Here is a 23,360-nt window from a genome sequence, read left to right as displayed (position 1 = left end):
CCGACGCGGGCAAGGGGCGATTCGTCCCATGGCTGCTCGGGGAGTCCTCGGTGTCGCGTCATGATCCGATCCATCCGGCGGCGACGAGTCCCCGCTCCGCCTACCGGCGAGGGTCGAGCGTGGCCAGCACCCCGTCCAGGGACAGCTCGGCGGCGCTGGGCAGCAACAGATCGGCCATCCCGAAGCGACTGCGGTCGGCATGCGGGTTGGGCACCGCCACGCAGCGCAGGCCGGCCGCCCGCGCCGCGATCACCCCGTGCGCGGTGTCCTCGAAGGCGACGGCCTCCTGCGCCGGCAGCCCGAGCCGGTCCAGCGCCAGCGCGTACACGGCCGGGTCCGGCTTGTGCGCCGTGACCTCCTCGCCGGTCGCCAGCACCTCGAACCGCGCGCGTAGCCCCGCCTGATCCAGCAGCGCGCCCACGTGGGTGAGCGGCGAACTGCTCGCCACCGCCAGCCGTAGTCCCAGCTCCGCGGCCCGGTCCAGCCATTCGGTCACGCCCGGTGCCGGGGTCAGCGCCGCGTTGAGGCCGGCCCGGTACGCCATCCGCAGCGCGTGGCTGGACGCCCGGTCGTATGCCGGCCCGACCGCCGCGGCGAGCGCGGCGTACCGCGGCTCGTTGGCGTCGCCGCCGTGGTCGGCGAAGAACCCGGCCGGGTCGAGTGCGAGGCCGTGCCGCTGCCACTCCCAGCGCCAGCTCTCCAGCAGCGTGCTTTCGGTGTCCATCAGCAGACCGTCGAAGTCGAAGATCAGCGCCTTGATCGTCACGGCGAGAAGTATCCCGGCACGGCCCGCGTGACCGGCGCGTGGCGTACCGGAAATCGGGCGCCGGAACCGGCGGCGGACCCGTCAGCGGGCGGCGGGTCTGGCGGGCCGCAGGTAGACGTCCTCCAGGCCCTCCTCCCGGTCCCACTGCTCGCCGATCTTCTTGAACCCGAACCCCTTGATCGTCGCGCGTGAGCCGATGTTGTCCGGCCGGATGCTGGCGCGGACCGCCGTCACCCGCGGGTCGGCGTCCGCGCGTTCGAGCAGCGCGCGCAGCATCGCCTTGGCGTAGCCCCGGCGCCGGTGTCCGGGATCCACCGAGTAGGCCACCTCGACGACGCCGTTCGTGTCCGGCGGGCCGTGGAAGCCGCCGTGGCCGACGACGATGCCGTCCGGGTCGGCGAGGGCGGGGCGGGCGATCCAGTCGGCGGCTTCCGGGTTGTTGGCGATGTCGTCGAGCCGGACCCGCCAGAGCCAGTTCTCGTCGATCAGGTACTGGCTCAGCGGGGTTCCGGCGGCCTGGCTGGCGGCCTCCAGGTCACCCTCGACGAGGGCGGCCAGGGCGGCGGGGGACAGCTTCACGAATCGGATGGCCGGCATGCGGCGATGATCACACACCGTGGTCGGAGGTCGCCAATTCGATTGCGCACAACTCAATTGCGCGCTACTGTTCTGGCCATGCGGGAGAGCACGGCACTGGACCAGATGATCTGCTTCCAGCTCTATGCGGCCAGCCGGGCGATGACGGCGCTCTATCGGCCGCTGCTCGACCCGCACGGGCTGACCTACCCGCAGTACCTGGTGCTGCGGGTGCTCTGGCACGACGGTCCGACTACGGTGCGTGACCTCGGGCGCACCCTTCAACTGGACAGCGGCACCCTGTCGCCGCTGCTCAAGCGGCTCGAGGCGCAGGGGCACCTGGTTCGCACCCGGGGCGCCGACGACGAGCGGACCGTGCTGGTCAGCCCGACCGAGTCCGGGATGCGGCTGCGCGACGAGATCGGTGATCTCACGCAGGCGCTGCTCTGCTCGGTGAACCTGAGCGTCGACGAGCTCGCTCAGCTGAACGACCTGCTCAGCCGCGCCCGCGGCGGAGCAGCCGGCCCGACATCCCTCGAAAGGGGCATCCCCGCATGACCGCGATCTACACCGCGTCCGCGACCGCCACCGGCGACGGCCGTAACGGCCACGTCCGCTCCAGCGACGGCGTGCTCGACTTCGACCTGGCCGTGCCGAAGGAGATGGGCGGCCCCGGCGGCGCGCTGACCAACCCGGAGCAGCTGTTCGCCGCCGGCTACGCGGCCTGCTTCCACAGTGCCCTCAAGCTGGTCGCCGGCAAGCAGAAGGTGACCCTCACCGACACCGCGATCACCGTCGACGTCGGCATCGGTCAGCTGCCCAGCGGCGGCTTCGGCCTGTCCGTGTCGATCGAGGCGGAGCTGCCCGGCCTCAGCGAGGAGCAGGCGACGGCGCTCCTGGAGGCCGCGCACCAGGTCTGCCCGTACTCGAACGCGACCCGTGGCAACGTCGAGGTCCAGCTCACCCTCGCCTGATACACCCACCGACGGCGGTCCGCACCCCGGTGCGGACCGCTGTCGTTTCCGGCCGCCGATTTCCGGGTACGCCGCGGGCACGCCTCTGCTCGGTGGCGCCGGCGAATGGCACGCCCCAGGCCCCGCCCCGGCACCGGATGTCGGCGGGGTACCGGCATGAACGGAGCCCGCGTCTGCCGCTCCGCCGGCCGCGGCTCTACGCCGTGATCGAGGGCGTTCGGCATGAGGTCGAGCCGGTCAGAGTTTCCGATCATCGAAGCCCGGGTGCACGGCCAAGATCACGCTTAGCGGGACTTCCCGGACGTTGGTCCGAGCCCCTTGAACTATTGGCGACTTCTCATGCGCCTGACTGTCATTTTTACGCGTGACCCACGTCACCCATGCCCCACGGCGCAGTCGGGCCGCCGCCCGGTTTTCACTCAGAATCGCTGATGGGTGGCCCGCTATACGTGATCCACCAGGTCGGGTCAAGCTTTGATTGCCGTCAATGTGATGGGGTCGCATTGAACCTCACGTCCGCCTACCTTGAGTCGGTCACGCCCATTCGTCGCTTCGGGCGCGACCACATTCCAAGAACGGGGAGGAAAGTGTGCGTACGTCTCAGTACCTCCATCGGCTCGGCCTTTCGATAGGCACCTCGATGCTCATGGTCGCCACCGCGGCGCCCGCCGTCGCCGGCCCCGTCGCCAGCCCGGCGACCGGGGAGACGATCTACCGGGACACCACGGTCGACGTGTCCTACCGGCGGCTCGTGGCGGGCGATCCGCAGTGGAGCTCCGTGCCGCGGACGTTCCGCGACACCCTGCCGGCGGGTTCCTACATCGCGCAGCTGCAGATCAAGAACGTCTCCGGCGACGACATCGACGGTTGGTCGCTGTCGTTCGAGTCGCCGGACCGGATCACGGCGACCGCGGCGGCGAAACTGGACGCCCCGCGGGGCCTGCGCGCGACGATCCAGAACGACCCGGCGGACAAGCTGATCGAGGCGGGCACGACCTCGACGCTCTGGTACCGCGCGCAGGACGGCCGGACAGCCGCGTACACGCCCAGGTGGGCGACCTTCGCGAAGGGCGGGGCGCGGCCGGCGCAGGACACCGACGGCGACGGGCTCCCGGACGACATGGAACAGCGCGCGAAGCTCGATCCGAGGAGTCCGGACACCGACCGCGACGGTCTCTCCGACTTCCTCGAACTCGGCACCGGCACCAGTCCCTCGAAGGCGGACAGCGACGGTGACGGCGTCCGGGACGGCAGTGAGGACACCGACGGCGACAAGGTGACGAACCAGCGTGAGGCCCAGTTGCAGACCGCGCTCACCGGACCGGACACCGACAGCGACGGGCTGGCCGACGGGCAGGAACTGGCCCGGCGCACGAGCCCGGTCAAGCCCGACACCGACGGTGACGGCGTGGACGACGGCGAGGAAACGCGGATCGGATCGGATCCCCGTGCCGCGCGCGCCGCGTTCGACGTGACGCGGTCCGCCGATGGCGGCGCCACCACGGCCTCGGCCACGATCAAGGGTCTCGGCGCCCATCAGGTGCCGACATTCCGGATCACTGAGCTCCCGGCCGATCAGCGACAGTTCCCGGCGTCCACTCCGGGTCACCTCGGCAATGGCTACGAGTTCTCGGTCGACGGCCGGTTCGCCCAGGCGACGATGACCTTCAAGGTCGACCCCGAACGGACGGGAGCGGACGTCAAGCCCGCCGTCTACCGCTACGACGACACGTCACAGCGGCTGGTGAAGGTCGTGGACCAGCGGATCGACGGCGGCACGATCACGGCCACGACAGCGACCGCCGGCAAGTACGTCGTGCTCGACAGCCACGTTTTCGACGAGGTCTGGGATCAGGCCTCCCGTACGGGTTCGGTGGATACCGACGGTGACGGGATCAGCGACTACTACGAGAACGAGAGCCGGGCCGGGCGGCTCCGGCAGGGCAACGGTGTGCCGCTCGGCGCGCTGGACCCGAACAACGCGGACACCGACGGCGACTCACTCACCGACGGCACCGAGGTCCGGATCGCCACGGACGAGTTGCCCGGCTCGCAGGAGCTGGTCTACGCCAAGCTGACCTCGAATCCGCTGAGGCAGGACACCGACGGCGACGGCACCCGCGACGGCGACGACGGGCAGCCCCAAACCCCCGACCCGGTGTCCATGCTGATCCACCAGTCCCAGAACCGGGAGGGCCGGCGCAAGGAGCCCGACCCGGAACACTTCCAGGTTCCGCCGAGCCAGCAGGTGGCGGACGACCTGACGTTCAACGACTACACCTACGGCGAGCTGACCGATCTGGACTGGGATTTCTGGGTCGCCCGGATCACGCCCGAGTTCCTCATGTGGGGCGAGTTCAACGACATCATGAACATCGGTAAGGTCGGCGCGGCCGCCGACAACCAGCAGGCGGTTGACGACCTGCGCAACGCCTTCCACTACGGCCGCAACGGGCAGAGCGCGGGCACCGTCAGCGTGGACGACAACTACGACCCCGCCAAGTACCTCCAGGTCGGCTCCGGCACCGCGCTGTCCCGGGCGGTCGCGGCCTCGCCTCAGGAGCAGAGCTACATCGACAAGGCGAAGGGGATCATCGTCCAGTCGATCACGGATAATCTGGGCGGCGTCGCGCAGTTCCAGGTCCAGGACGATCTCAACCTGAACCTGCTGTACCAGCTGTTCGACAGCAGCGGCCTGCACTATCCGGTCTACGACTTCTCCGTCACCGACGCCAACCAGCGGGCCCTCTCCATCGCCATTCACCAGTTCCACGGGCACACGATCGAACTGCGGAATTATGTGATCACCGGAAACACCTTCTCGGGGACGTTGCTCTTCCACTCGTACGACCATTTTGGGCTCGACCCCGACGACGAGATCACGAATTACGGTTTCATCGACTGGTTTACGCTTCAGCACTATGACCGGTTCAACGGGAAGTACCCCCCGGCGATCGCGGTGGCGGACGTCGAAGTCCCCATCAGCGGCTCGTTCTGATCCGCCGGAACCTGACACCGTGAAGCCGCAGCGCCGGGGACGACGCTCGCCGGTCCGGATCGTGCTCGTCACGCTCATCGTCGTGGCGGCGCTCGTGGTGGCTTGGCGAGGCGCCGTCCTCGGCGCTCTGGAGCTGCACTTCGGCAGCGGGTTCGACAAGAAGCGGTTCGACCGGCTGGAGTCGGAGTTCGATCGTTCGCCGGCGGCCTTCACTCAGGCCGACGCCCGGATGCGGGAGCTGGTGGCCGCTCACCCGCAGGCCCCGCGCGTCTCCTGGACCCGGGCGTTGGTCTGCGTCGGCGACGTCTGCGAGCACGCCACCGCAAAGGACAAAGCGATCTACGAGGCGCTGCCGGACGTCGACTTGATCGTGTATCAGTCGAAGGACTCCGGGCGCACGTTCTTCCGGCTCTTCATGCAGGACCCGCCGCGCTACACGATCATGCATGCGCCCGGCGACACGGACCCAGCGGCGTGGGCAGAGAACCGAGGGTTCCGCAGCATCCGGTCGCTGACCCCCGGATGGGTGATCCTCGGGCCGATCCCCGACGTGGACCGTGAGAACGACCAGTGGCCCTGACGCGCGTCGTCAGAATGCTCCCGGCGCCGCGGCCGGCCGGCCGGAGTGCGGCAAGATCATCCCTGCCGCGCCTGATGGATGATACGTCGCGTTCCCATCGCTGAAAGCGACGGCCGCGAGGGCTGCGCACGGTGATGCCGTTGGCGGCGCGGCAATTCCGCCGACAGTCACAGCGGCGCCGATTACGCGTGCATATGGGCTGCCGGATTCATCCCCGCGGCCAGCCGTTGCCATTCATGAAATACCTCACTATGCCTGTGAGATACGGCGCGTCAAAAGATGTGTCCCCCTGACGAGAGTTGGTCCAATAGGGTCGGTCATACAATTCTGTCCAGGCGGCCGACCGCAGAGGAGGGAACCCCGGTCGCCCTGTCTAGCAGGTGTGGTAGGACAGCTTCATGCAACGGAAGAATTTGAAAAGGAAGATGACTGCCGGCTTTCTGAGCGCGACGGTGGTGTTGGCTGGCCTCGTGATCAATCCAACCGCGGCCTCGGCCGTGACGACATCGACCGTCGTCGGATATGCCTGCGCCAACACGAGCACAGAGGTTGCTTGGGTAAAGGGCGATCTCGACAATTCACATCCGCCCGCACAGAAATTCACACCGTCCTGGTGGGACGGCAAAATCCGCTACAAGGTCACCTTCACGGGAATCACCAATCCCGGTTGGGCATGGATCTTTTTCACCTGCAGCATTGCGGCGAACCGAGGAGCATGGGTGCGCACATACCCGGGGCAAACCTCCACGCTGAACTACTAGATCGTCCTGCAGAGCGCGGGCGGCTCGGGTCAGAGGCAGCCGATTCCTCTGGACACCACGAGCCATGCTGCGCGGTACCACTGCTGTCCACCCGGTGTGGGCGGTTGATACCGAGGGTGACTCGGCGTTCGCATGCTCCGTGGGCGTAAACGGCCAGCACCCCGGAGTCCTCGAGATAGACATCGGCGAGGTCCGGAAAGGCCTCGTGACACTCCACCGCAGCATCATGTCGTCCGGCTGTGCGGACGTTGATCCGCCTTGCGGGGCGACACCGGGGATGTGGAGGCCGAGTGTTGTTGGCCGGGGGCGTGGGGACGGGTGGATCTGCGATCACGCCGCGCGGTGGGTCGCCGGACCGGGGCCTTGCGCGTTTCTGGCCAGCGGCGACGGTGCGTGGGGTGGCACGGGGCCGCAGTGGGCGTACCGAAAATGGGTGGGAATGGGGGTGGGGTGTGGATCGTCGGGCCGGGGGTGGTGTGGGGGAGATCCGACGGTCAGTCAAGGTGGGATGTCGTGGGGCTCGGCGGCCTGGCTGCGGGCCTCGTCGGCGAGGGACGGGTAGCGGTCGGCGATGACCGCGTAGACACTCGCGCGGATCGCTGGGGTGGCCTGGGCTCGGCCGGCCCTGGCGGGCAGACTGCCGGCGTTCTGGATGGTGGTCTCGTGGCGCAGGTAGCCGACCATCCAGCGGCGTAGCGTGGCCGGCTCGGGGTCCGGGTCCTCGGTGGCGGCCGCCGGGTGGCGGCGATTGCGGTACGCCAGCGCGCGCTGGAGCAGGACCTGCTCGTCGAGCTCGGGGACCCGGATGTCGAGGGCGGCGATCTCGGCGAGGATCGCGGCCCGCTGGGTGTCGGCGGCGGCCCGGAGCTGGGCCGAGCGCTGCACCGATCGGTCGTGCCAGCGCTGCCACTGCTGGGTGCCCTCGGCGGCGAGGACCCGGGCCCGGCGGAACAGGTGCACCGGCGGTGCGTTCCGCAGCACCGGGTGTGGGGTGATCCGGTCGGGCTCGCCGAGGAACAGGCGGATCGCCGCCGGCGTCCAGCCGCGCTCGGCCAGGGCCGTGCTGCTCAGACAGATCTCATCGCGAATGATGTCATTCCGCAACTGCATGCCCGACAGCTTGTCACGGCGCAAGGGTGTACGGCAAGACCCGGACGTCCGGACGGCCGGGTCCTGCCGGTTCTCAGCCGGCCTGCGGCAGGTGGCGGGCGCGCTGCGCCCGCATCTGCGCGCGCTGCTCGGGCGAGAGTGCCGCCATCGCCTCCGAGCGGTGCCGGTTCATCGCGGCCAGCTCCTCCTGGGTCAGCGTCGCGGCCCACGCGGACCGCTGGCGCTGCATCTCGTCGAGCTGCTCCGGGGTGAGGGGTGCGGACATGGTGACCATCTCCTCGATCAACTGCAGGAAATCCGACACCGACGGCTCGGCCATCCGGTCGAGCGCGCCGAGCACCCCGTGCAGGCGGCTGCGCAGGCTGATCCCGCGCCGGATCCGCTCCTCGACCTCGGCCAGCTGGCGGCGCAGCAACCCGACCGGGTCGCCGGACGCCTCGCCGAGCGTGTCGCGGATCTGCGCCAGGCTCAGCCCGAACCCGCGCAACGCCAGAATGACGTGCAGCCTGCGCACGTCGTCCCCGGTGTAGCAGCGGTGCCCGCCCGTGGTGCGGGCCGACGGCACGAGCAGGCCGAGCCGGTCGTAGTGGTGCAGCGTGCGGACCGTCACGCCGGTCGCGCGGGCCAGCTCGCCGATGCGCCACTGATGCGGGGATTCCGCCACGTAGCCTCCTTCTCGCGGGTGCGCCCTCGACGCTAGGACCTGACGTGACGTCGGGTTCAAGTCCTGGACTGCCGGGCCCGGTCGAGCAGCGGGGCGCGCTCGCGCTCGTTGCGGGTCAGTGCCGCCGCCCGCTCGAACTCGGCCCGCGCCTCGGTGTGCCGGCCCCGCCTGGCCGGCTGCGGCGCGCGGCGGCCATCACGATCGCCGCGGTCGATCCGGCAGACGGGAGGCCCGCGAGTGCCTGCGCCGCTATGCGGCGGAGCTGGCGCAGCGGTTCCCCGAGGGTACGACTCGGGCGCCCTGACCGATCCGAGCGAGCTCGACGGCACCATGCTGCTCGGCCGGTCGGCTGCGGTTTGTGGACGCGGTGCGCGGGGAGCACCGCCGAGCTGCGACACCGGTGGATCGCCGGGGACACGCGTGGCGCCGGGCTCGGCCGGCGGCTGCTGGTCGCCCTCGGGGCGGATGCCGCGGGGCTGGGCACGCATCCGGCACTCGGGTCACACGGAGATCGGCGGGTACACGCCTCATTCCTAGAATCCTAGGATGGCTTAGAGACAGTGCGGCAAGCCGCACCTATCAAAACGACGGCTTCGCCGACGCGTACACATTTGATTTCTCGATGCGAGGTGTTTCGGTTCCGGGTCGCGGCGGGAGCGCCGCATGTCGGCCGCCGCTATCGAGGCCGCTGCGAGTACCGGCGGACGGCGCGGGTGGGCGCGTTGCCCGGGCTCGGGGGCTGCGCGGCGTACCGAAAGAAATGGTGCACGGGCGGTCAGGGACCCCAGTCGAGCTGGGCCTCGGGGACGCCGACCGAGCGGCCGTAAGCCACCGCCTCCTCCCGGGCGGCGGGGTCGGTCACCGAGTACCGGAAGATCCGGCCGGCGAAGACGACGACGTGGTCGGCGCCGGCTCGGAAATCGGCATACCACCCGCCGTCGGCGGCGAGGACGGCGCTGAGGGCGGCGGCGAGCTCCTCGGCGCGTTCGTCGGGGGCGGTGATGTCGAGCAGGGTCCAGATCGAGGGCTGGCCGGGTGCCGGATCGGTGATGGTGACCCGGGAGACGCGGGTCAGCTCTAGCCCCGGCACGGTCAGCGCGGCGCCGGGGCGCAGGCTTTCGGCGAGGATTCGTCCTTTGACCATGCCGGTGATCCTGCCACCGGGAGGTGACGAAAACCGGGGCGGGCGGGTTCTGGGGGAAGACGCGGCGAGCGGCGCGTCGGACCTCGCGCATGAGCATCGCCCAGACGCCGGACGCGGCCCGGTGTCGTCGGTGACCGCGCCTGCCGTAGAGCCCATGATCACCGGCCGTGAGGTGTGCCCGGACCTGCGACCGCAGTCGGGGCAGCCCCGGCCCGACAATCCCGTCCTGGCCTCCTTCGCTGGAGCGTTGTCAGGGCCGGGGGCGGACTCGTGACGTGTCGTGCGGCCGGGACGTGTCGACGTGCTTGGGGGTTTGCATCTCGTCGGCGCGCAGCGGTGTGAGGGCCGCGTCGATGCCGTTCATGATGAGGCGGGTGGCCTGCATGGCCTGGGCGCCGGGGCTGCCGGTGACCGAGGTGAGGTCGACCGGTGCGCCGAAGTTGACGGCGACGCGCGGCCGGTGCAGCAGGGCGCGCAGCAGGGCCCGGCCGATGTTTCTGGGTGCCTCGTAGGGCAGGACGGCGTGGGCGCCCCACATGGCGACCGGAACGACCGGCGCCCCGGCCGCGGCCGCCATCCGGGCGACGCCGGTCTTGCCGCGCTCGGGCCACATCCACGGATCGAGGCCGATGCGGCCTTCGGGGTAGACCAGGACGGTGGCGCCGTCCTTGAGGGCCTGGGCGGCCGTGGGGAGGGCGTCGGCGACCTGGGCGGTGCCGCGGTCGACGCGGATGTGTTCGCAGGCGCGCATGGCGGCGCCGACGATCGGGGCGTCGAAGAGCCCGCCGGTCATCATGATGCGCGGGGCGAGGCCGGCTTTGTGGCAGGCCGCGACCATGATGATCGGGTCGCTCGGGCTGATGTGGTTGGCGGCCAGGATGATCGGTCCGGTGCGCAGGGCGGCCGGGATGTCGCCGGTGACCCGCAGCCGGCAGAACGGGTAGATCACCACGCGGGACAGGGCGAGCAGGAATCGCCACAGCAGCGGCGGTCGCCAGGTAGTCGACGTTTCCATAGGCGGGCCATGATGGCATGCCCGTGTGCCGGGCAGCTACCGGCCGGTCAGGGTGTCGAGGTCGCGCTCCGCGAACAGGCGGTGCTCCCATTCCTCGTTGAGGACGGCGCCGAGGCAGCGGCGGACCGGGTAGGCGTTCGGCCCGGGGTATCCGGGGGCGGTGACCGGGGTGGTGGTGGCGTCCAGGTCGATGTCGTCGAGGACGCGGCGCACGGTGGCCATCCGGTCGGCGCGCAGGGCGAGCACCTCGTCGAGGCTGGGGCGGGCCGTGCGGTCGCAGGGGAGGACGCCGGGCATCGGCGGCATCTCGTCGTGCGGCAGGTCGAGCGGGGACCAGGGGGAGGGGTTGCCGAGGATGGCGCGCAGGACCCAGGCGTCGGTGGCGAAGAGCAGGTGGCGCAGGGTTTCGATGAACGAGTACTCGTCGTCGACGCGTTCGTGCAGCTGCTCGGGCGGGAGCCGGCGGGCGCGGTCGACGGTGCCGGCCCAGAGTTTCTCCAGGATGGTCCAGGCTTCGCGGTATCCGGCGAGGTCGGTGGGCTTCATCTTGGCGCGGTCCGGGTAGCGCCGGTTGAGTTCCGCTTCGACCAGGGGTTCGATCTCGACGCCGTTGACGGTGAGACCGGTGATGTAGCCGTCGATCTCGGCGTTGTCGAGGACGACGCCGCGGATCTGGGCGCGGGTGAGGTCGACGTTGCGGAAGCGGGCGCGGCTCAGGTCCTGATTGATGAATTCGGTCACGGTGGCCATCGTGGCAGCGGTGCTACCGTTTGTCACGGCACCGTGTTCACGGCTGTCCCGGACGAGTGCGTGTCGTACCCGGCTCTGACAAGACGACCGTTCCGTGGGGTGGGTCTGTCATGGCGTGGTTTGTCCTGGTCGTTTCCGGTCTGCTGGAGGCCGTGTGGGCGATCGCCCTGGACCGTAGTGCCGGTTTCTCCCGTCCGCTGCCGACGGCGATCTTCGGGGTGGCCGTGGTGGCGAGCATGCTGGGGCTGGGCTATGCGTTGCGCAGCATTCCGGTCGGGACCGGTTATGCGGTGTGGGTGGGCATCGGTGCGGCCGGGACGGCGGTGACCGGGATGGTGGCGCTCGGCGAGAGCGTCTCGGTCCTGAAGATCTTTTGCCTGCTCTTGGTGGTGGGCGGTGTCGTGGGCTTGAAATACGCCCACTGAGCCCGTGTATCAGTATCCTAGGACGGCTTAGAGGCAGTGCGGCAAGCCGCACCACAAAAACAAAAGGCCGGCTTCGCCGACGAGCCAACTTCTTGTTTCTGTACGCCCCGCGGATCCGGAACTTTGGCCGGGAATGCGGGTGCCCGTGACCTAGCCGGTCGGGTAGGTGTACGGGACACGTGCACGAAGCCGGAGCCCGGGGTGGCCGGGCGAACAGATCGGGGTGGTTGTGGCGTTCACGCATCGGGTCGCGTCGCGGGTGGATCTGCCGGTGCTGGTTCCAGTGATCGAGGCGGCGATCGAGCAGCTGCAGAAGGAGTTTCTGGACGACGGGCAGATCGAGGCGAGCCGGGCGGTCATGGGTCTGGATACGGCGCTGGTCGACGACGGTACGTACTTCGTGGTGGAGGAGGACGGCCGGGTCGCCGGGTGCGGTGGGTGGAGCCGGCGGGCGACGCTGTACGGCGGGGATCATTCGGCGGGGCGGGATGCGGCGCTGCTGGTCCCGGGGCGGGATCCGGCGAAGGTGCGGGCGATGTACACGCATCCGGATTTCGCGCGGCGGGGTGTCGGGCGGCTGATCCTGTCGCTGGGTGAGGCGGCGGCCGCGGCGGAGGGGTTCACCACGCTGGAGTTGATGGCGACGCTGTCCGGGGAGCCGTTGTATCGGTCCGCCGGGTTCGTCGCGGTCGAGCGGGTGTCCGAGGAGGTCGGTGGTGTCACGGTGCCGCTGGTCCGGATGCGTAAGCCGGTCGTGGTGGCGGGGTGATGGCGTGGTGCGCCATCTGATCGTCCCCGGTGGGCGGTTGCTGGGTCTCTGTCTCTGACCGGTGCCTGCTGCCGGGGTCTGAGCTGCGCGGAGGTTCCGGGGCGGGGGCAGTAGGGTACTGCCTGGCCGGGAATGGCGGAGCGGGAGGGGCGGGGGGCTCTTCGTTACACTTCGCGCATGGCCGGATCTCTCTCGGGTATGCGGGTCCGAGGTGTCCCGGCCTACCGGTGGCGGGTCGGGGCTTGGGCGCTGCCTCGGCGGTCTGCCCCCGATCACCGAGACTGCCCTTGCCCGTGCACCGCAGACGAAAGGCACCACACATCATGAGGGCGGTACCAGAGCAGCGGTCGGTCGGCGAGGAACCGGCCGATGAGGATCTGCAGGCGCTGTTCGGGCAGTCCATCGCCGTGTTCGCTCTGCTCTCCGGGCCTTCGCATGTGCTGGAGGTGGCGAATCCGGCGTTCTTCTCGACCATCGGTGAGGAGCGGGCCCGCACCGGGGTCCCGGTCGCCGAGCTGTTGCCCGAGCTGGCCGGTCAGGGCTTCCTGGATCTGCTGGACCGGGTCTATCGCACCGGTGAGCCCTATGCCAGTCGTAATGCCCGGGTGCTGCTGGGCACCGGCGCACAGGTGCGGGAGAGCTATTTCGACTTCACCTACGAGCCGCGGCGGGGCAGTTCCGGCGAGGTGATCGGCATCCGGGTGATCGGTGTCGAGACGACTCAGGTCAAGCATGCGCAGCGATTGATGAGCAAGCATCGGGCGTTGTTGGAGCAGATTGCCCGGCAGGCGCCGTTGGGTGATGTCCTGGACGGCATGGCGCGGTCCATCGAGAGTCTTTCGCCGCACGGGGTGCTGGTCTCGGTGCTGCTCGCCGATTCGGGTGGCCGGCATCTGCATCACGGGGCGGCGCCCAGTCTCCCGGATTTCTACAATCGGGCCATCGATGGTATTGCCATCGGTGACGGGGTTGGTTCGTGTGGTACGGCGGCGCACCGCCGGGAGCCGGTGATCGTCAGTGACATCGCCACCGATCCGTTTTGGGCGGATTTCCGGGATCTGGCCGAGGCGGCCGGGTTGGCGGCGTGCTGGTCGATGCCGATCCTGGCGCGTGATGGCAGTCTGCTGGGCACCTTCGCCATGTATCACCGCACGCCGCGGGCTCCGCAGGAGATCGATCTCGCGTTGGCCCGGCTGTTCACCGATACCGCGGCCTTGGCGATCGAGCGGCACCATATCGAGCAGGGGAAGCTGGCCGCCGAGGCTCGTGCGGCGTCGGCGTTGGAGGAGCTGGCCAGGACGGTGCGGGCGGAGCGGAAGCTTCGTGCCGAGGCCGAGCAGCGGGCCGAGGACGCCGCGGAGCTGGCGGCTCAGATGCGTGCCGCGGCGGCCCTGCAGGCCAATCTGCCGCATCCGGAGCACTGTCAGCTGGGTGGGGTGGCGGGGTGCACGGAACCGGCGGAGATCAAGGTGGCGGATTCGTGGGGTGATTCGGCGTGGGGTTGCACCGCCCACGTCGAGGAGGCGATCGTCAACGTCCGGTCGGTGTTCATCGCGAACGAGGAGCTTGGCGGCCTGGCCGCGTACCTCAATCGAGCCGGTCGCCGATGAAGGTGAGCGTCCGCGCCGATGCGGGTGTCGTGTCCGTCCTCGTCGCCGGGGAGCTGGACATGGCGACCGCCGACGTGCTGTACAAGGCGTTGCACGAGGCGGTCGTCCAGCCGGGCGTGACGAGCATCGTGGTGGATTTCGGCGGGGTCGGCTTCTGTGACTCGTCGGGCATCGGGGTTCTCGATCGTGCCTACGGCGAGGCGCAGGACGCGGGTATCGTCTTGCGGCTGGTGAAGCCGCGGCCGTCGATCCGCCGGATCCTGGAGTTGGTCGGGCTCTTGGACACGCTCACCGGCTCGTAGCAGCTGTCGCCGGGAGCGAGGCCGGCCGGATGGCGGCACGGTGGCTGCCGGTACGCCCGGGTGGTTTCGAGTCGAGCATGGCCTCTGAACAGGACGGTGCCGTGGCCTGCGTGGAGCAGGCGGGGAAGCCGCGCGACGGGCGTACCGTGACAGCCCTCAGCGTGCCGATGCCGGTGACCCGGGTCAGGCGGTGAGGGCGGGGGCGAGGGTGGTGACGGCCCAGGCGTGCAGGGTGGTCGGGGTGGTGGTCAGCGGGGTGCGGGGCTGCTCGGGGGTGAAGCCGTCGCGCAGGCCGCTGGTCATGGCCAGGATGGCGGCGACGGCTTTGGTGGACATGCCGGTCTGGGTGAGGCGGGCGGCCATCGTCTCGTCGGTCACCTGGTGCACGGTGATGGTGGTGTCGAGGGCGGCGGAGAGGATGTCGGCGGCCTGGGTCCAGGTGAGGTCGGCGGGGCCGTGGACGGCTTGGACGGCGGTGCCGGTCCGGTGCGGGCTGAGCAGGCGGGCGGCGGCGATGTCGCCGATGTCGCGGGGGTCGACCCAGGGCATCGGCCGGTCGGGGTCGGCGGTGGTGGTGAGGCGGCCGGTGCGCAGCTCGCCGGTCATGGCGAGCAGGTTGGTGTAGTAGTAGCCGCAGCGCAGGGTGTGCACGTGCGCGCCGGTGGCGGTGAAGGCGTGCTCGCTGTGGGCGAGGCCGTCGATCAGGCCGGCGCCGGTGCCGAGCTCGGCGCCGACGCTGCTGATCAGGACGATGCGGGGGATCCGGTGGGCGCGGACGGCGGCGGTGCCGGCGTCGACGAGGGTGGCCATGTCGGCGAGTGGGTCGGCGGCGGAGAAGTCCTCCGGGGTGATCCAGAGCAGGGTGTCGACGCCCTCGGTGGCGGTGTGCACGAAGGCGGGGTCGCGCAGGTCGCCGTGGGCGATGTCGACAAGGTCGTGCAGGCCGGGGTCGAGGCGGGTGGGGTCGCGCAGCAGGACGCGGGGGCGTGCTCCGGCCTGGGCGAGCAGGCGCACGGTGCGGGAGCCGACGTTGCCGGTGGGTGTGGTGACGGCGATAGTCATGCCCTCTTGCCTACTCCGGGGGTGTGACAAGAATGGGGACATGCTCGGTGATCGGTGGGGGGTGTCCGGCGGCGAGACGGTGCGTCGTTATCCGTGTGATGACTTCGTCGTCGATCCGGTGTTGCGGGCGTGGCGCGGGGTGCGGGTGGCGGCGCCGCCGGAGCGGGTGTGGGCGTGGGTGCGGCAGATCCGGTTGGGGCCGTATTCCTACGACTGGATCGACAATCTGGGGCGGCGTTCGCCGCGGCGTCTGGTGGAGGTGGCGGAGCCGCGGGTGGGTGAGCCGGTCACGAGTACCGGTGGGCGGCCGCAGGGCCGGGTGCTGGCGGTCGTGCCGGGGCGGGAGCTGACCGCGCGGATCATGGGTGCGGTGATGTCGTATGTGTTGGTGCCGCAGCCGGACGGGTCGACGCGGTTGCTGCTGAAGGTGGTGATGGGTGGTAACCGGTTGGTGGCGTGGGCGGTGTGTCTCGGTGATCTGGTGATGGCGCGCCGGCAGTTGCTCACGTTCAAGCGGCTGGCGGAGGGGTCGGCCGGGTGAGGTGCGGTTTGCGCGCCTGACGTGCGGATTCAGCTCTTCGTGGTGGTGAGGAGCGCGGAGATGGACCGGATCGCCTCGGCGAGCACCGTCGCGGATTCCTGCGGGTCGTCGATCGCGCGGGCCAGTTGCAGCGATCCGACGAGGATCGCGATGTATCCCAGCGCTTCACGCCGTCCGGCCGTGGGGGCGTCCGGCGCCATCAGTGCCGCCAGGTCGTCGGCCACGCCGAGGATGCCCGCGCTGTAGGCGCGGCGGATCGCCGGCGAGCTGCGGGCCACCTCGTCGAGCAGGGCCCCGGATGGGCATCCGCCCTCGGGATCGTCGCGGTGTTCCGGTGACAGGTATCCGTGCACGAAGCGGGTGAACCCGTCCGGCTCGGCGGCGAGCTGCCGCAGGAGTATCCGCTGTTGCTGGAGCTGGTCGGCGATGGTCGCGGCGATCAGGTCGTCCTTGGACTCGAAGTGCGCGTAGAACGCGCCGTTGGTCAACCCGGCATCGGCCATCAGTGTCGCCACGCCGGAGCCGTCCAGGCCGTCCTTCTTCAGCCGGCGGCCGGCGCTGTTCACTATGCGCCGCCGGGTGACTTCCTTGTGCTCCTTGCCGTAGCGCGCCACGGTTCCTCCTCGTCCTTCGGGTGTTGCACGTCATGTTCCGGCCCTTTGGAATTACGACCATACTACAATTGGCCGGGCCGGACCACGCGGCGCCCGTCACCGTCTCCGCTTCCACCATCAGGGGAATGCCATGAAGGCCTATGTCATCGACCGGTACCGCAGTGATCAGGGTGTCCGGCTCGCCGAGCTGCCCGAGCCGGACGTCGCGGCCGGCGAGGTCCTGGTCCGCATTCACGCGGCGGGCGTCAACCAGCTCGACACCAAGATCGCGGCGGGGGAGTTGAAGCTGGTCCTGCCGTACCGGCTGCCGCTGGTCCTGGGCAACGATCTGGCCGGCGTCGTCGTCCGGGTCGGTGCCGGGGTCCACGCGTTCCAGCCGGGCGACGAGGTCTACGCCCGCCCCGGCAAGGACCGGATCGGCACCTTCGCCGAGTTGCTCAGCGTGAGCCAGGACGACCTCGCGCTCAAGCCGGCCAACCTCACCATGACCGAGGCCGCGTCGCTGCCCCTGGTCGCCCTGACCGCCTGGCAGGCCCTGGTCGAACGCGCGAACGTGCGACCCGGTCAGAAGGTTCTCGTCCAGGCCGGCTCGGGCGGGGTCGGCACCATCGCCATCCAGCTCGCCAAACACCTCGGCGCCACCGTGGCCACCACCGCGAGTGCCGCGAACGCCGGCTTCCTCAAGGATCTGGGCGCCGACATCGTCATCGACTACCGCAGCCAGGACTTCGCCACCCTGCTGGAAGGCTACGACGTCGTCCTGGACAGTCAGGGCCCGGGCAGCGTGGCGAAATCGATGAGCATCCTCAAGCCGGGCGGCAAGGTCATCGGCATCGCCGGACCGCCCGACCCCGGCTTCGCCCGCGAGATCGGCGGCAACCCTCTCCTCAAGATCGCCACCCGGCTGCTCAGCCTGCCGACCAGGCGCAAAGCCGCACGGCTCGGGGTCGACTACTCGTTCCTGTTCATGCGGGCCGACGGCAGACAACTCAGCGAGATCACCGCCCTCGTGGAGAACGGGACCATCCGGCCGGTTGTCGACCGCGTCTTCCCCTTCTCCGCCACGCCGCAAGCCCTCGACCAGATCGCCAGGGGCACCACCAGGGGCAAGATCGTCATTTCGATGATCTGATCGCCTTCCGGTATCCCGGACGGCACCGGCAGACCGGCCGGCGGCGGCCGGGACGGTGCCGGCCCGGTCCTGCCCGGCCGCGGCGGCGTCGCGCAGGCGCCGGTCCGTGGTCAGGTCCAGCGGCACCGGCCGGCGTGCGGCCCCGGCGGGGTCAGCCGGCTTCCAGGGCGGCTTTGACCAGGGCGAGCGCGGTCTCGGTGGGGATGCCCAGGGAGCGGGTGGTCTGGGCGTACGCCACAGCGGCGGTCTGGGCCCGCAGCGACGTCCCGGTGGCGCGGGCCGTGACCACTGTCCCGGCCCGTCCCCGGGTTTCGACGAGGCCGGCTTGTTCGAGTTCCTTGTAGGCGCGGGCGACGGTGTTGGCGGCCAGGCCGAGGTCGGTGGCGAGTTGCCGGACCGGGGGCAGTTTGGTGCCGGCGGCCAGGGCGCCGCCGGCGGCCAGGGCGGCGATGCGGAGCCGGACCTGTTCGTAGGGCGGGATCGGGGAGTCCGGGTCGAGCGTGATGTCGTCGGCGAGCACGGGCATCAGACCAGCTTCGGGGGTGTGTTGCCGGCGGCGACGATGGCGCGCCGGATGGGGACGAGGGCGAGCAGGATGCCACCGGCGACGAAGAACACGACGAGCGAGACGATGCCGAGGCGGTAGCTGTCGGTGAGCTGGAAGATCAGGCCGAAGAACAGCGGGCCGAGCCAGCTGGTGCCTTTGTCGCTGATCTCGTAGAAGCCGTAGTACTCGCCTTCCCGGCCGGCTGGGATCAGCTGGGAGAACAGGCTGCGGCTGAGGGCTTGGCTGCCGCCCATGACCAGGCCGATGCCGGCGCCGAGCAGCATGAACGGGACGGGTGCTTCGGCGGGTAGCCAGAACGCGGCGATGACGACGCCGAGCCACAGGGCCAGGGCGACCAGGATGGTGTTGCGGGCGCCGATGCGGTGGGCGAGGGCGCCGAGCAGCAGGGCGCCGCCGAAGGCGAGGAACTGCACGATCAGGATGGTGATGATCAGCGTGGATTGTTCGAGGTGGAGTTCTTCGGTGCCGAATTGGCTGGCCAGCGAGATGACGGTCTGGATGCCGTCGTTGTAGATCAGGTAGGCGCCGAGGAAGGCGAGGGTGAGCGGGTAGGCGCGCATCGCCCGCAGGGTGTGGCCGAGCTGGCGGAAGCCGTCGGTGAGGACGTTGCCGCGCTGGGCGGTGCTGTCGGCTCCGGGGTGTTCGCGCAGCCAGAGCAGGGGCAGCAGGGTGAACGCGGCCCACCAGACACCGGCCGACACGATGGACCAGCGGGCCAGGTCGAGGGTGCGTTGCGGGTTGTCGTCCTGGCTGAACAGGGTGACGGCGACGAGGTTGAGCAGCAGCAGGACGCCGCCGCCGAGGTAGCCGATGCCCCAGCCGCGGCTGGAGATCTTGTCGCGGTCGTCGGGGCCGGCGAGCTGGGGCAGGAACGAGTTGTAGACGACGATCGAGGCGCCGAAGGCGATGTTGGCGATCAGGAAGAGGACGCCGCCGAGCAGGTAGCGCTCGCCGGTGACGAAGGCCATCGCGACGGTGGCGGCGGCGCCGACGAACGCGGCGGTGGCGAGCAGCGGTTTCTTGCGGGGGGCGCGGTCGGCGACGGCGCCCATGACGGGCAGGACGAAGACGGTGAGCAGGACGGACAGCGAGACCAGGTAGGGGAAGTAGGAGCCGGCGGCGACGGTGATGCCGAGCGGGTGCACACTGGCGTGGCATTCATCGGCGTCGATGGCGCAGCCGGCGGCCCGTTCGGTGACGCTGGTCAGGAACGGCCCCAGGAAGACGGTGATGACCGTGGTGGAGAACGCCGAGTTGGCCCAGTCGTAGAGGTACCAGCCGGTGCGTTCGCGTTTACCGGCCGGGACGGGGGTCGGGGTGCCGGTGACGGCCATCGTGTGCGCTCCAGGGTTCGTCGGTGCGGGCACATGATGCCATCCGCGGGTCGTTCAGGCGAGATTCTTCTCACTGTTCATCGGGTGTCCACCAGCGGGCGAGGGCGCTGACGGCGGGGTCGTCGGAGGCGGCGAGGGCGGTCCACGGATCGGTGCCCTCGGGGATCTCGACGCCGGCGGAGGCGGCCAGCTCGTGCGGGTCGACCGGGTCGACGTCCGGCTGGTAGGCGCCGGGGGTGCCGAGGGTGGCGGCGTCGACCCAGGGGAAGCCGTCGACGGGCTCGGGCAGGTCGCCGACGTCGAGGGCGGGCGGGAAGTCGTCCGCCGTCACGTCGTGCGTGTCGGGGGTGTCCGGAAGATCGTCGTGATCGAGCACCGGATCGTGGTGCTCCCATGCGGGAACATCGTCCTCGTGATGCTCCGCGATGTCGGAGAGGTCCGGCAGATCGTGGGCTTGCGGCACGTCGTGCGTGTCGGCGAGATCCGGAAGATCGTCGTGGTGGTCGAAGCCACCCCAGTGGTCGCTCATTTCTGCCTTTCGTCGTCGATGGGTGCCGGCGTCAACGCCCGGGCCCGCAGCAGCGCCTCGTCGGCCTGCCGTACCCGTACCCGTACCGTGTCGAGTTGCTGCTGTGCCGCGGCGCGGCGTCTGGCGCGGCCGGCCGCGTCCTCGGCGGCGGCCGCGTCGATCTCGGCGATCTGCGCGTCGAGGTCCTTGAGGCGGCGTTCGACGGCGTCGTCGAGGGCCACCGACAGGGCGTACTGCAGGTCGGTGAACCGGACGGTGATCTCGTCGGCGAGGGCGGCGCGGGCCTCGCCGAGCACGTCACGCAGCCAGGTCCGGGCGTGCTGGCGGTCGCTGTGCACGCGCCGGCGGTACAGCACGTAGCCGCCGGCGGCCAGGCCGAGGCCGAGGCCGGCGACCGGGACGAGCAGGCCGCCGGCGGCGCCGAGCACCGACATGCCCAGGGCGGCGCCGCGGCCGGCCATGAACGCGATGCCGCCGGCGGACAGGGCGATCAGCAGGTTGTCGCCGGAGCCGTCGCGCGGCGGGGTGGCGGCCAGGGTGTGCCGCAGCGTCGCGTTGACCTTGCCGAGCACGGCGTCGCGCTCGCCGGTGTCGAACGCGCTGGCCAGCACCGTCTCGGCGACCTGGGCGAAGGTGGTCTGCAGGTGTTCGGAGACGGTGGCGGCCACGGCCTGCAGGTGGATGTCGAGGTCGTCGGGGAGTTTGCTGAGCTGGTCGCCGCGGGAGGTCTCGATGCGGGCGCCGATCTCCTGCTGCAGGTCGGCGATGCGGCTGCGCAGCAGCCCGACGGTCTCGACCCGGGCGCGCTGGATCTCGGCGCCGAGCAGCAGGGTCCACTGCCGCGATTCGGTGCGTTTGCGGGCGGCCAGGGCGGCCCGGTCGGCGCGCAGGCCGGCGTGGCGGGCCGGGTCGGCGGCCGCGGCCTGCACGGTGGCCTCGGCCAGGCCCTGCAGGCGGCCCAGTTCGCCGCGGGCGGCGCGCAGCACGTTGGCCAGTTGCAGCTGGTGGCCGCGGCCGGCGAGTTCGATCAGGGCGTGCTGCAGGCCGGGGATCCTGGAGGCGTCGGCGAGGGCGGCCTGCCGGTCGGGGTCGGTGGCGGCCAGGGCGAGTTCGGCCAGGCGGGCCGAGACCGGGAACCAGGGTGCCGCGGCGAACCGGGGGGCGTGGGCGTGCAGCAGGGCCTGGTTGTCCTCGGCGATGCCCCGCCACTGCGGGTACGCGTCGATCTTGGTGAGGGCGAACACGACGGCGTCGACGCGTTCGGCGGCCTGGGCGAGGAAGTCGAGTTCGGGTCGCGACAGCGGGGCGGAGGCGTCGGCGGCGAACAGCAGGGCGGTGCCGCGGCGGACCGCGTCCAGGGCGATGGTGGCGTGGGCCGGGTCGAGGCCCCCGGCGCCGGGGGTGTCGAGCAGGCTCAGGTAGCGCAGCAGCGGCGCCGGGTGGGTGATCTCGATGCGGCGGGCGCGGCGGCGGCCGGCGGCCCAGTCGGCCAGGTCGTCGACCGGGACGGGTTCGCCGCCCTCGGGCAGCCAGGCGCGGGCGGTGAACGTGTCGCCGGGCACGACGTCGAGGTAGGCGGCGGTGCTGACGGCGACGTCGACCGGGGACAGGCCGGGCACCCCGAGCAGCGCGTTGACCAGCGAGCTCTTGCCGCGTTTGGTTTCGCCGACGACGACGATGCCGGGCCGGGTCAGGTGCAGGCGGCGCAGCTCGGCGAGGTCGGCGGCGGCGTCCATGTCGGTGGTGCGCAGATAGGCCAGGGCGTCGCGGACGGCGGTGTCCAGGGTGGCGGTCAGGTCACGCATGGCGTACCTCCTGCGCGAGCAGCTGGAAGCCGCGGTGGGCGATGTGCGCGATCCGGGCCTGGGCGGGCCCGGCGCCGTCGACGGCGTAGGCGCGCCACCGGCCGGCGGCGGCGATCAGGTCCTTCGCGCCGGCGCCGGGCCGGCCCAGGATGTAGGCCGGGTCGTCGGAGGTGGCCAGCCGGATCAGTTCGGTCTCCCGGTCGGCGGGCAGCCGCACGGCGCCGGTGGCGGCGCGCTGGGCGGCGTCGAGCAGCCGCAGCCGGTGGTAGGCGGGGTCGCGCAGCACGTCTTCGAGGGCGTCGCGGACCCGGGTGCGCAGCCGCGGGTCGCCGGTGTGCCCGGCCAGGCGTTCCAGCCGGGTCAGCGCCCAGCCGGCTTTGATCGCGTCGGAGCGCCAGCCGAACGACTGCCGCAGGGTGTGCGCGAGCCGGGGGAAGCCGGAGACGGCGAGCAGCCGGCGGACCAGTTCGCCGGTGCCCAGGCGGGGTTCGGCGGCCAGCTGGGCGCAGGCGTAGCCGATGCCGTACAGGTCGAGGCGGGCGAGCAGGCGTTCGCGGCGCTCGGCGTCCAGCGGGGCGGGCCCGGTGCGGAACAGGTCGACGGAGGTCAGCAGCAGCTGCAGGTCGGGGCCGGGCAGGGCGGCCAGGCGGGTGAGGGCGTCGCGGTCGGCGTCGGTGAGCCGGCCGGCGCCGGCGGTCTCGGCGAGCAGCCCGGCCAGCGGGACGACGTCGCCGACGGTGCGGGCCAGCAGGCCGGCCTGCTGCTGGGCCAGGGGTGCGGCGATCGGCCACGGGTCGTCGGCGCCACCGGCCAGGGTGTCGACCTTGGCCAGGACGGCGAGGGCGTTGATCGGGGAGGCGGCGAGGCGGGCGGAGGCGTCGTGGAAGGCGTCCAGGGCGCGTACGTCGTCGGCGCGCACGGCCTGGGTGAACACGTAGACGACGGCTTCGGCGGCGGCGACCTCACGTTCGGAGTCGGCGTCGATGTCGTCGTCGAAGGGCGCGTCGCCGACGACGCGGGCGGCGCGGTCACTGCTGGCGGTGTCGGTGGAGGACAGGCCCGGGGTGTCGACGACGGTGAGGGTGCGCAGCCGGTCGTTGGTGAGGGTGACGTCGAGGTAGGCGACCCGGGTGGCGGGCACGCCGAGCCGGGCGGGGATCATGCCGTCGTCGTCGAGTGGCAGGCTGCGGCGGGCGCCGTCGCGGGTGACGACGTCGATGCGGTCGGCCGGCCCGTACCGGAAGCGGGTGACGACTCTAGTGCATTCGCCGGCGGCGGTCGGGGCGACCCGCCGGCCGATCAGGGCGTTCACTAGTGTCGACTTTCCGGCT

25 protein-coding genes and 1 riboswitch are annotated in these 23,360 nt (G+C 70.9%); of the genes, 11 read left to right on the top strand and 14 right to left on the bottom strand.

The window, feature by feature from the left end; all coding sequences use genetic code 11:
- Nucleotides 1-100: 100 nt before the first annotated feature.
- Together Actob_RS23270 and Actob_RS23265 are read right to left on the bottom strand one after the other, a co-directional pair.
- The gene (locus Actob_RS23270) at nucleotides 101-766 is read right to left on the bottom strand and encodes an HAD family hydrolase (protein WP_284913908.1); all 666 of its coding nucleotides are present in this window, start codon (nucleotides 764-766) and stop codon (nucleotides 101-103) included.
- An 81-nt stretch (nucleotides 767-847) separates the two neighbouring features.
- Nucleotides 848-1,363, bottom strand: a complete 516-nt coding sequence (locus Actob_RS23265; protein ID WP_284913907.1) for a GNAT family N-acetyltransferase — start codon at nucleotides 1,361-1,363, stop codon at nucleotides 848-850.
- A gap of 78 nt (nucleotides 1,364-1,441) precedes the next feature.
- Here Actob_RS23265 and Actob_RS23260 point away from each other — a divergent pair, with 78 nt between their 5' ends.
- The 5 genes from Actob_RS23260 to Actob_RS23240 all read left to right on the top strand — a co-directional run bounded on the left by Actob_RS23260 (nucleotide 1,442) and on the right by Actob_RS23240 (nucleotide 6,655).
- Nucleotides 1,442-1,900: a MarR family winged helix-turn-helix transcriptional regulator gene (locus Actob_RS23260; RefSeq protein ID WP_284913906.1), complete on the top strand. Its 459-nt coding sequence runs from the start codon at nucleotides 1,442-1,444 to the stop codon at nucleotides 1,898-1,900.
- The gene (locus tag Actob_RS23255; RefSeq protein WP_284913905.1) at nucleotides 1,897-2,316 is read left to right on the top strand and encodes an organic hydroperoxide resistance protein; all 420 of its coding nucleotides are present in this window, start codon (nucleotides 1,897-1,899) and stop codon (nucleotides 2,314-2,316) included. Before Actob_RS23260 ends, Actob_RS23255 begins: the two co-directional genes overlap by 4 nt.
- A gap of 589 nt (nucleotides 2,317-2,905) precedes the next feature.
- A complete protein-coding gene (locus tag Actob_RS23250) occupies nucleotides 2,906-5,314 on the top strand; it encodes a DUF3289 family protein (RefSeq protein WP_284913904.1) in 2,409 nt (802 codons plus the stop codon).
- A 19-nt stretch (nucleotides 5,315-5,333) separates the two neighbouring features.
- On the top strand, nucleotides 5,334-5,894 hold the full coding sequence (locus tag Actob_RS23245; protein WP_284913903.1) for a hypothetical protein: 561 nt from the start codon (nucleotides 5,334-5,336) through the stop codon (nucleotides 5,892-5,894).
- A gap of 398 nt (nucleotides 5,895-6,292) precedes the next feature.
- Nucleotides 6,293-6,655, top strand: coding sequence for a hypothetical protein (locus tag Actob_RS23240; RefSeq protein ID WP_284913902.1), 363 nt, complete (start codon nucleotides 6,293-6,295; stop codon nucleotides 6,653-6,655).
- A 498-nt stretch (nucleotides 6,656-7,153) separates the two neighbouring features.
- Here the strand turns inward: Actob_RS23240 and Actob_RS23235 are convergent, their stop codons facing one another.
- The 5 genes from Actob_RS23235 to Actob_RS23215 form a co-directional block, all read right to left on the bottom strand.
- The gene (locus Actob_RS23235; RefSeq protein ID WP_284913901.1) at nucleotides 7,154-7,765 is read right to left on the bottom strand and encodes a hypothetical protein; all 612 of its coding nucleotides are present in this window, start codon (nucleotides 7,763-7,765) and stop codon (nucleotides 7,154-7,156) included.
- A 73-nt stretch (nucleotides 7,766-7,838) separates the two neighbouring features.
- The gene (locus Actob_RS23230; protein ID WP_284913900.1) at nucleotides 7,839-8,429 is read right to left on the bottom strand and encodes a MerR family transcriptional regulator; all 591 of its coding nucleotides are present in this window, start codon (nucleotides 8,427-8,429) and stop codon (nucleotides 7,839-7,841) included.
- Nucleotides 8,430-9,204: 775 nt separating this feature from the next.
- Nucleotides 9,205-9,573, bottom strand: a complete 369-nt coding sequence (locus tag Actob_RS23225; protein WP_284913899.1) for a hypothetical protein — start codon at nucleotides 9,571-9,573, stop codon at nucleotides 9,205-9,207.
- Between the two features lie 250 nt (nucleotides 9,574-9,823).
- On the bottom strand, nucleotides 9,824-10,588 hold the full coding sequence (locus Actob_RS23220) for a lysophospholipid acyltransferase family protein (RefSeq protein WP_284913898.1): 765 nt from the start codon (nucleotides 10,586-10,588) through the stop codon (nucleotides 9,824-9,826).
- Between the two features lie 36 nt (nucleotides 10,589-10,624).
- Nucleotides 10,625-11,338, bottom strand: coding sequence for a DinB family protein (locus Actob_RS23215; protein WP_284913897.1), 714 nt, complete (start codon nucleotides 11,336-11,338; stop codon nucleotides 10,625-10,627).
- Between the two features lie 25 nt (nucleotides 11,339-11,363).
- Nucleotides 11,364-11,431, top strand: a riboswitch (guanidine-III (ykkC-III) riboswitch).
- A 17-nt stretch (nucleotides 11,432-11,448) separates the two neighbouring features.
- Between Actob_RS23215 and Actob_RS23210 the strand changes: the two genes are divergently transcribed.
- The 4 genes from Actob_RS23210 to Actob_RS23195 all read left to right on the top strand — a co-directional run bounded on the left by Actob_RS23210 (nucleotide 11,449) and on the right by Actob_RS23195 (nucleotide 14,444).
- A complete protein-coding gene (locus Actob_RS23210; RefSeq protein ID WP_284913896.1) occupies nucleotides 11,449-11,763 on the top strand; it encodes a DMT family transporter in 315 nt (104 codons plus the stop codon).
- Between the two features lie 271 nt (nucleotides 11,764-12,034).
- Nucleotides 12,035-12,532, top strand: a complete 498-nt coding sequence (locus Actob_RS23205) for a GNAT family N-acetyltransferase (RefSeq protein ID WP_284913895.1) — start codon at nucleotides 12,035-12,037, stop codon at nucleotides 12,530-12,532.
- Between the two features lie 323 nt (nucleotides 12,533-12,855).
- Entirely contained in the window at nucleotides 12,856-14,142 is a 1,287-nt protein-coding gene (locus Actob_RS23200) for a GAF domain-containing protein (protein WP_284913894.1), read from the top strand.
- A gap of 29 nt (nucleotides 14,143-14,171) precedes the next feature.
- A complete protein-coding gene (locus Actob_RS23195) occupies nucleotides 14,172-14,444 on the top strand; it encodes an STAS domain-containing protein (protein ID WP_284913893.1) in 273 nt (90 codons plus the stop codon).
- Between the two features lie 183 nt (nucleotides 14,445-14,627).
- Here the strand turns inward: Actob_RS23195 and Actob_RS23190 are convergent, their stop codons facing one another.
- Complete coding sequence (locus tag Actob_RS23190) at nucleotides 14,628-15,506, bottom strand: NmrA family NAD(P)-binding protein (protein WP_284913892.1); 879 nt, start codon at nucleotides 15,504-15,506, stop codon at nucleotides 14,628-14,630.
- Nucleotides 15,507-15,546: 40 nt separating this feature from the next.
- Here Actob_RS23190 and Actob_RS23185 point away from each other — a divergent pair, with 40 nt between their 5' ends.
- Nucleotides 15,547-16,047 carry an SRPBCC family protein gene (locus Actob_RS23185; RefSeq protein ID WP_284913891.1) on the top strand — a complete coding sequence of 167 codons (501 nt, stop codon included), beginning with the start codon at nucleotides 15,547-15,549 and terminating at the stop codon, nucleotides 16,045-16,047.
- 29 nt (nucleotides 16,048-16,076) lie between these two features.
- Here Actob_RS23185 and Actob_RS23180 read toward each other — a convergent pair whose 3' ends face one another.
- Nucleotides 16,077-16,661, bottom strand: coding sequence for a TetR/AcrR family transcriptional regulator (locus Actob_RS23180; RefSeq protein ID WP_284913890.1), 585 nt, complete (start codon nucleotides 16,659-16,661; stop codon nucleotides 16,077-16,079).
- Nucleotides 16,662-16,791: 130 nt separating this feature from the next.
- On the opposite strand from Actob_RS23180, the gene Actob_RS23175 reads away from it, so the two are divergent.
- On the top strand, nucleotides 16,792-17,793 hold the full coding sequence (locus tag Actob_RS23175) for an NADP-dependent oxidoreductase (protein ID WP_284913889.1): 1,002 nt from the start codon (nucleotides 16,792-16,794) through the stop codon (nucleotides 17,791-17,793).
- Nucleotides 17,794-17,944: 151 nt separating this feature from the next.
- Here Actob_RS23175 and Actob_RS23170 read toward each other — a convergent pair whose 3' ends face one another.
- The 5 genes from Actob_RS23170 to Actob_RS23150 form a co-directional block, all read right to left on the bottom strand.
- The gene (locus tag Actob_RS23170) at nucleotides 17,945-18,319 is read right to left on the bottom strand and encodes a GntR family transcriptional regulator (protein WP_284913888.1); all 375 of its coding nucleotides are present in this window, start codon (nucleotides 18,317-18,319) and stop codon (nucleotides 17,945-17,947) included.
- Nucleotides 18,319-19,695, bottom strand: a complete 1,377-nt coding sequence (locus Actob_RS23165; RefSeq protein WP_284913887.1) for an MFS transporter — start codon at nucleotides 19,693-19,695, stop codon at nucleotides 18,319-18,321. Before Actob_RS23165 ends, Actob_RS23170 begins: the two co-directional genes overlap by 1 nt.
- Before the next feature lie 70 nt (nucleotides 19,696-19,765).
- Nucleotides 19,766-20,224 (bottom strand): hypothetical protein, encoded by a 459-nt coding sequence (locus tag Actob_RS23160; RefSeq protein ID WP_284913886.1) that lies wholly within the window; start codon nucleotides 20,222-20,224, stop codon nucleotides 19,766-19,768.
- Nucleotides 20,221-22,029 carry a dynamin family protein gene (locus tag Actob_RS23155; RefSeq protein WP_284913885.1) on the bottom strand — a complete coding sequence of 603 codons (1,809 nt, stop codon included), beginning with the start codon at nucleotides 22,027-22,029 and terminating at the stop codon, nucleotides 20,221-20,223. Before Actob_RS23155 ends, Actob_RS23160 begins: the two co-directional genes overlap by 4 nt.
- Entirely contained in the window at nucleotides 22,022-23,341 is a 1,320-nt protein-coding gene (locus Actob_RS23150) for a P-loop NTPase family protein (RefSeq protein WP_284913884.1), read from the bottom strand. The genes Actob_RS23155 and Actob_RS23150 overlap by 8 nt, the downstream gene beginning before the upstream one ends.
- Nucleotides 23,342-23,360 lie beyond the last annotated feature (19 nt).

Source organism: Actinoplanes oblitus, from assembly GCF_030252345.1.
GTDB lineage: Bacteria > Actinomycetota > Actinomycetes > Mycobacteriales > Micromonosporaceae > Actinoplanes > Actinoplanes oblitus.
Note: the sequence above shows the minus strand (reverse complement) of the source record. Positions and strands in the feature narration are given on the sequence as shown.

Excerpts from the sequence above, each read along its gene's own strand:
- Actob_RS23215 (WP_284913897.1), bottom strand. The coding sequence starts at position 11,338 with ATGGCCACCGTGACCGAATTCATCAATCAGGACCTGAGCCGCGCCCGC.
- Actob_RS23225 (WP_284913899.1), bottom strand. The coding sequence starts at position 9,573 with ATGGTCAAAGGACGAATCCTCGCCGAAAGCCTGCGCCCCGGCGCCGCG.
- Actob_RS23190 (WP_284913892.1), bottom strand. The coding sequence starts at position 15,506 with ATGACTATCGCCGTCACCACACCCACCGGCAACGTCGGCTCCCGCACC.
- Actob_RS23160 (WP_284913886.1), bottom strand. The coding sequence starts at position 20,224 with ATGAGCGACCACTGGGGTGGCTTCGACCACCACGACGATCTTCCGGAT.
- Actob_RS23235 (WP_284913901.1), bottom strand. The coding sequence starts at position 7,765 with ATGCAGTTGCGGAATGACATCATTCGCGATGAGATCTGTCTGAGCAGC.
- Actob_RS23200 (WP_284913894.1), top strand. The coding sequence starts at position 12,856 with ATGAGGGCGGTACCAGAGCAGCGGTCGGTCGGCGAGGAACCGGCCGAT.
- Actob_RS23265 (WP_284913907.1), bottom strand. The coding sequence starts at position 1,363 with ATGCCGGCCATCCGATTCGTGAAGCTGTCCCCCGCCGCCCTGGCCGCC.
- Actob_RS23185 (WP_284913891.1), top strand. The coding sequence starts at position 15,547 with ATGCTCGGTGATCGGTGGGGGGTGTCCGGCGGCGAGACGGTGCGTCGT.
- Actob_RS23210 (WP_284913896.1), top strand. The coding sequence starts at position 11,449 with ATGGCGTGGTTTGTCCTGGTCGTTTCCGGTCTGCTGGAGGCCGTGTGG.
- Actob_RS23175 (WP_284913889.1), top strand. The coding sequence starts at position 16,792 with ATGAAGGCCTATGTCATCGACCGGTACCGCAGTGATCAGGGTGTCCGG.
- Actob_RS23170 (WP_284913888.1), bottom strand. The coding sequence starts at position 18,319 with ATGCCCGTGCTCGCCGACGACATCACGCTCGACCCGGACTCCCCGATC.
- Actob_RS23165 (WP_284913887.1), bottom strand. The coding sequence starts at position 19,695 with ATGGCCGTCACCGGCACCCCGACCCCCGTCCCGGCCGGTAAACGCGAA.
- Actob_RS23255 (WP_284913905.1), top strand. The coding sequence starts at position 1,897 with ATGACCGCGATCTACACCGCGTCCGCGACCGCCACCGGCGACGGCCGT.
- Actob_RS23220 (WP_284913898.1), bottom strand. The coding sequence starts at position 10,588 with ATGGAAACGTCGACTACCTGGCGACCGCCGCTGCTGTGGCGATTCCTG.
- Actob_RS23155 (WP_284913885.1), bottom strand. The coding sequence starts at position 22,029 with ATGCGTGACCTGACCGCCACCCTGGACACCGCCGTCCGCGACGCCCTG.
- Actob_RS23260 (WP_284913906.1), top strand. The coding sequence starts at position 1,442 with ATGCGGGAGAGCACGGCACTGGACCAGATGATCTGCTTCCAGCTCTAT.
- Actob_RS23240 (WP_284913902.1), top strand. The coding sequence starts at position 6,293 with ATGCAACGGAAGAATTTGAAAAGGAAGATGACTGCCGGCTTTCTGAGC.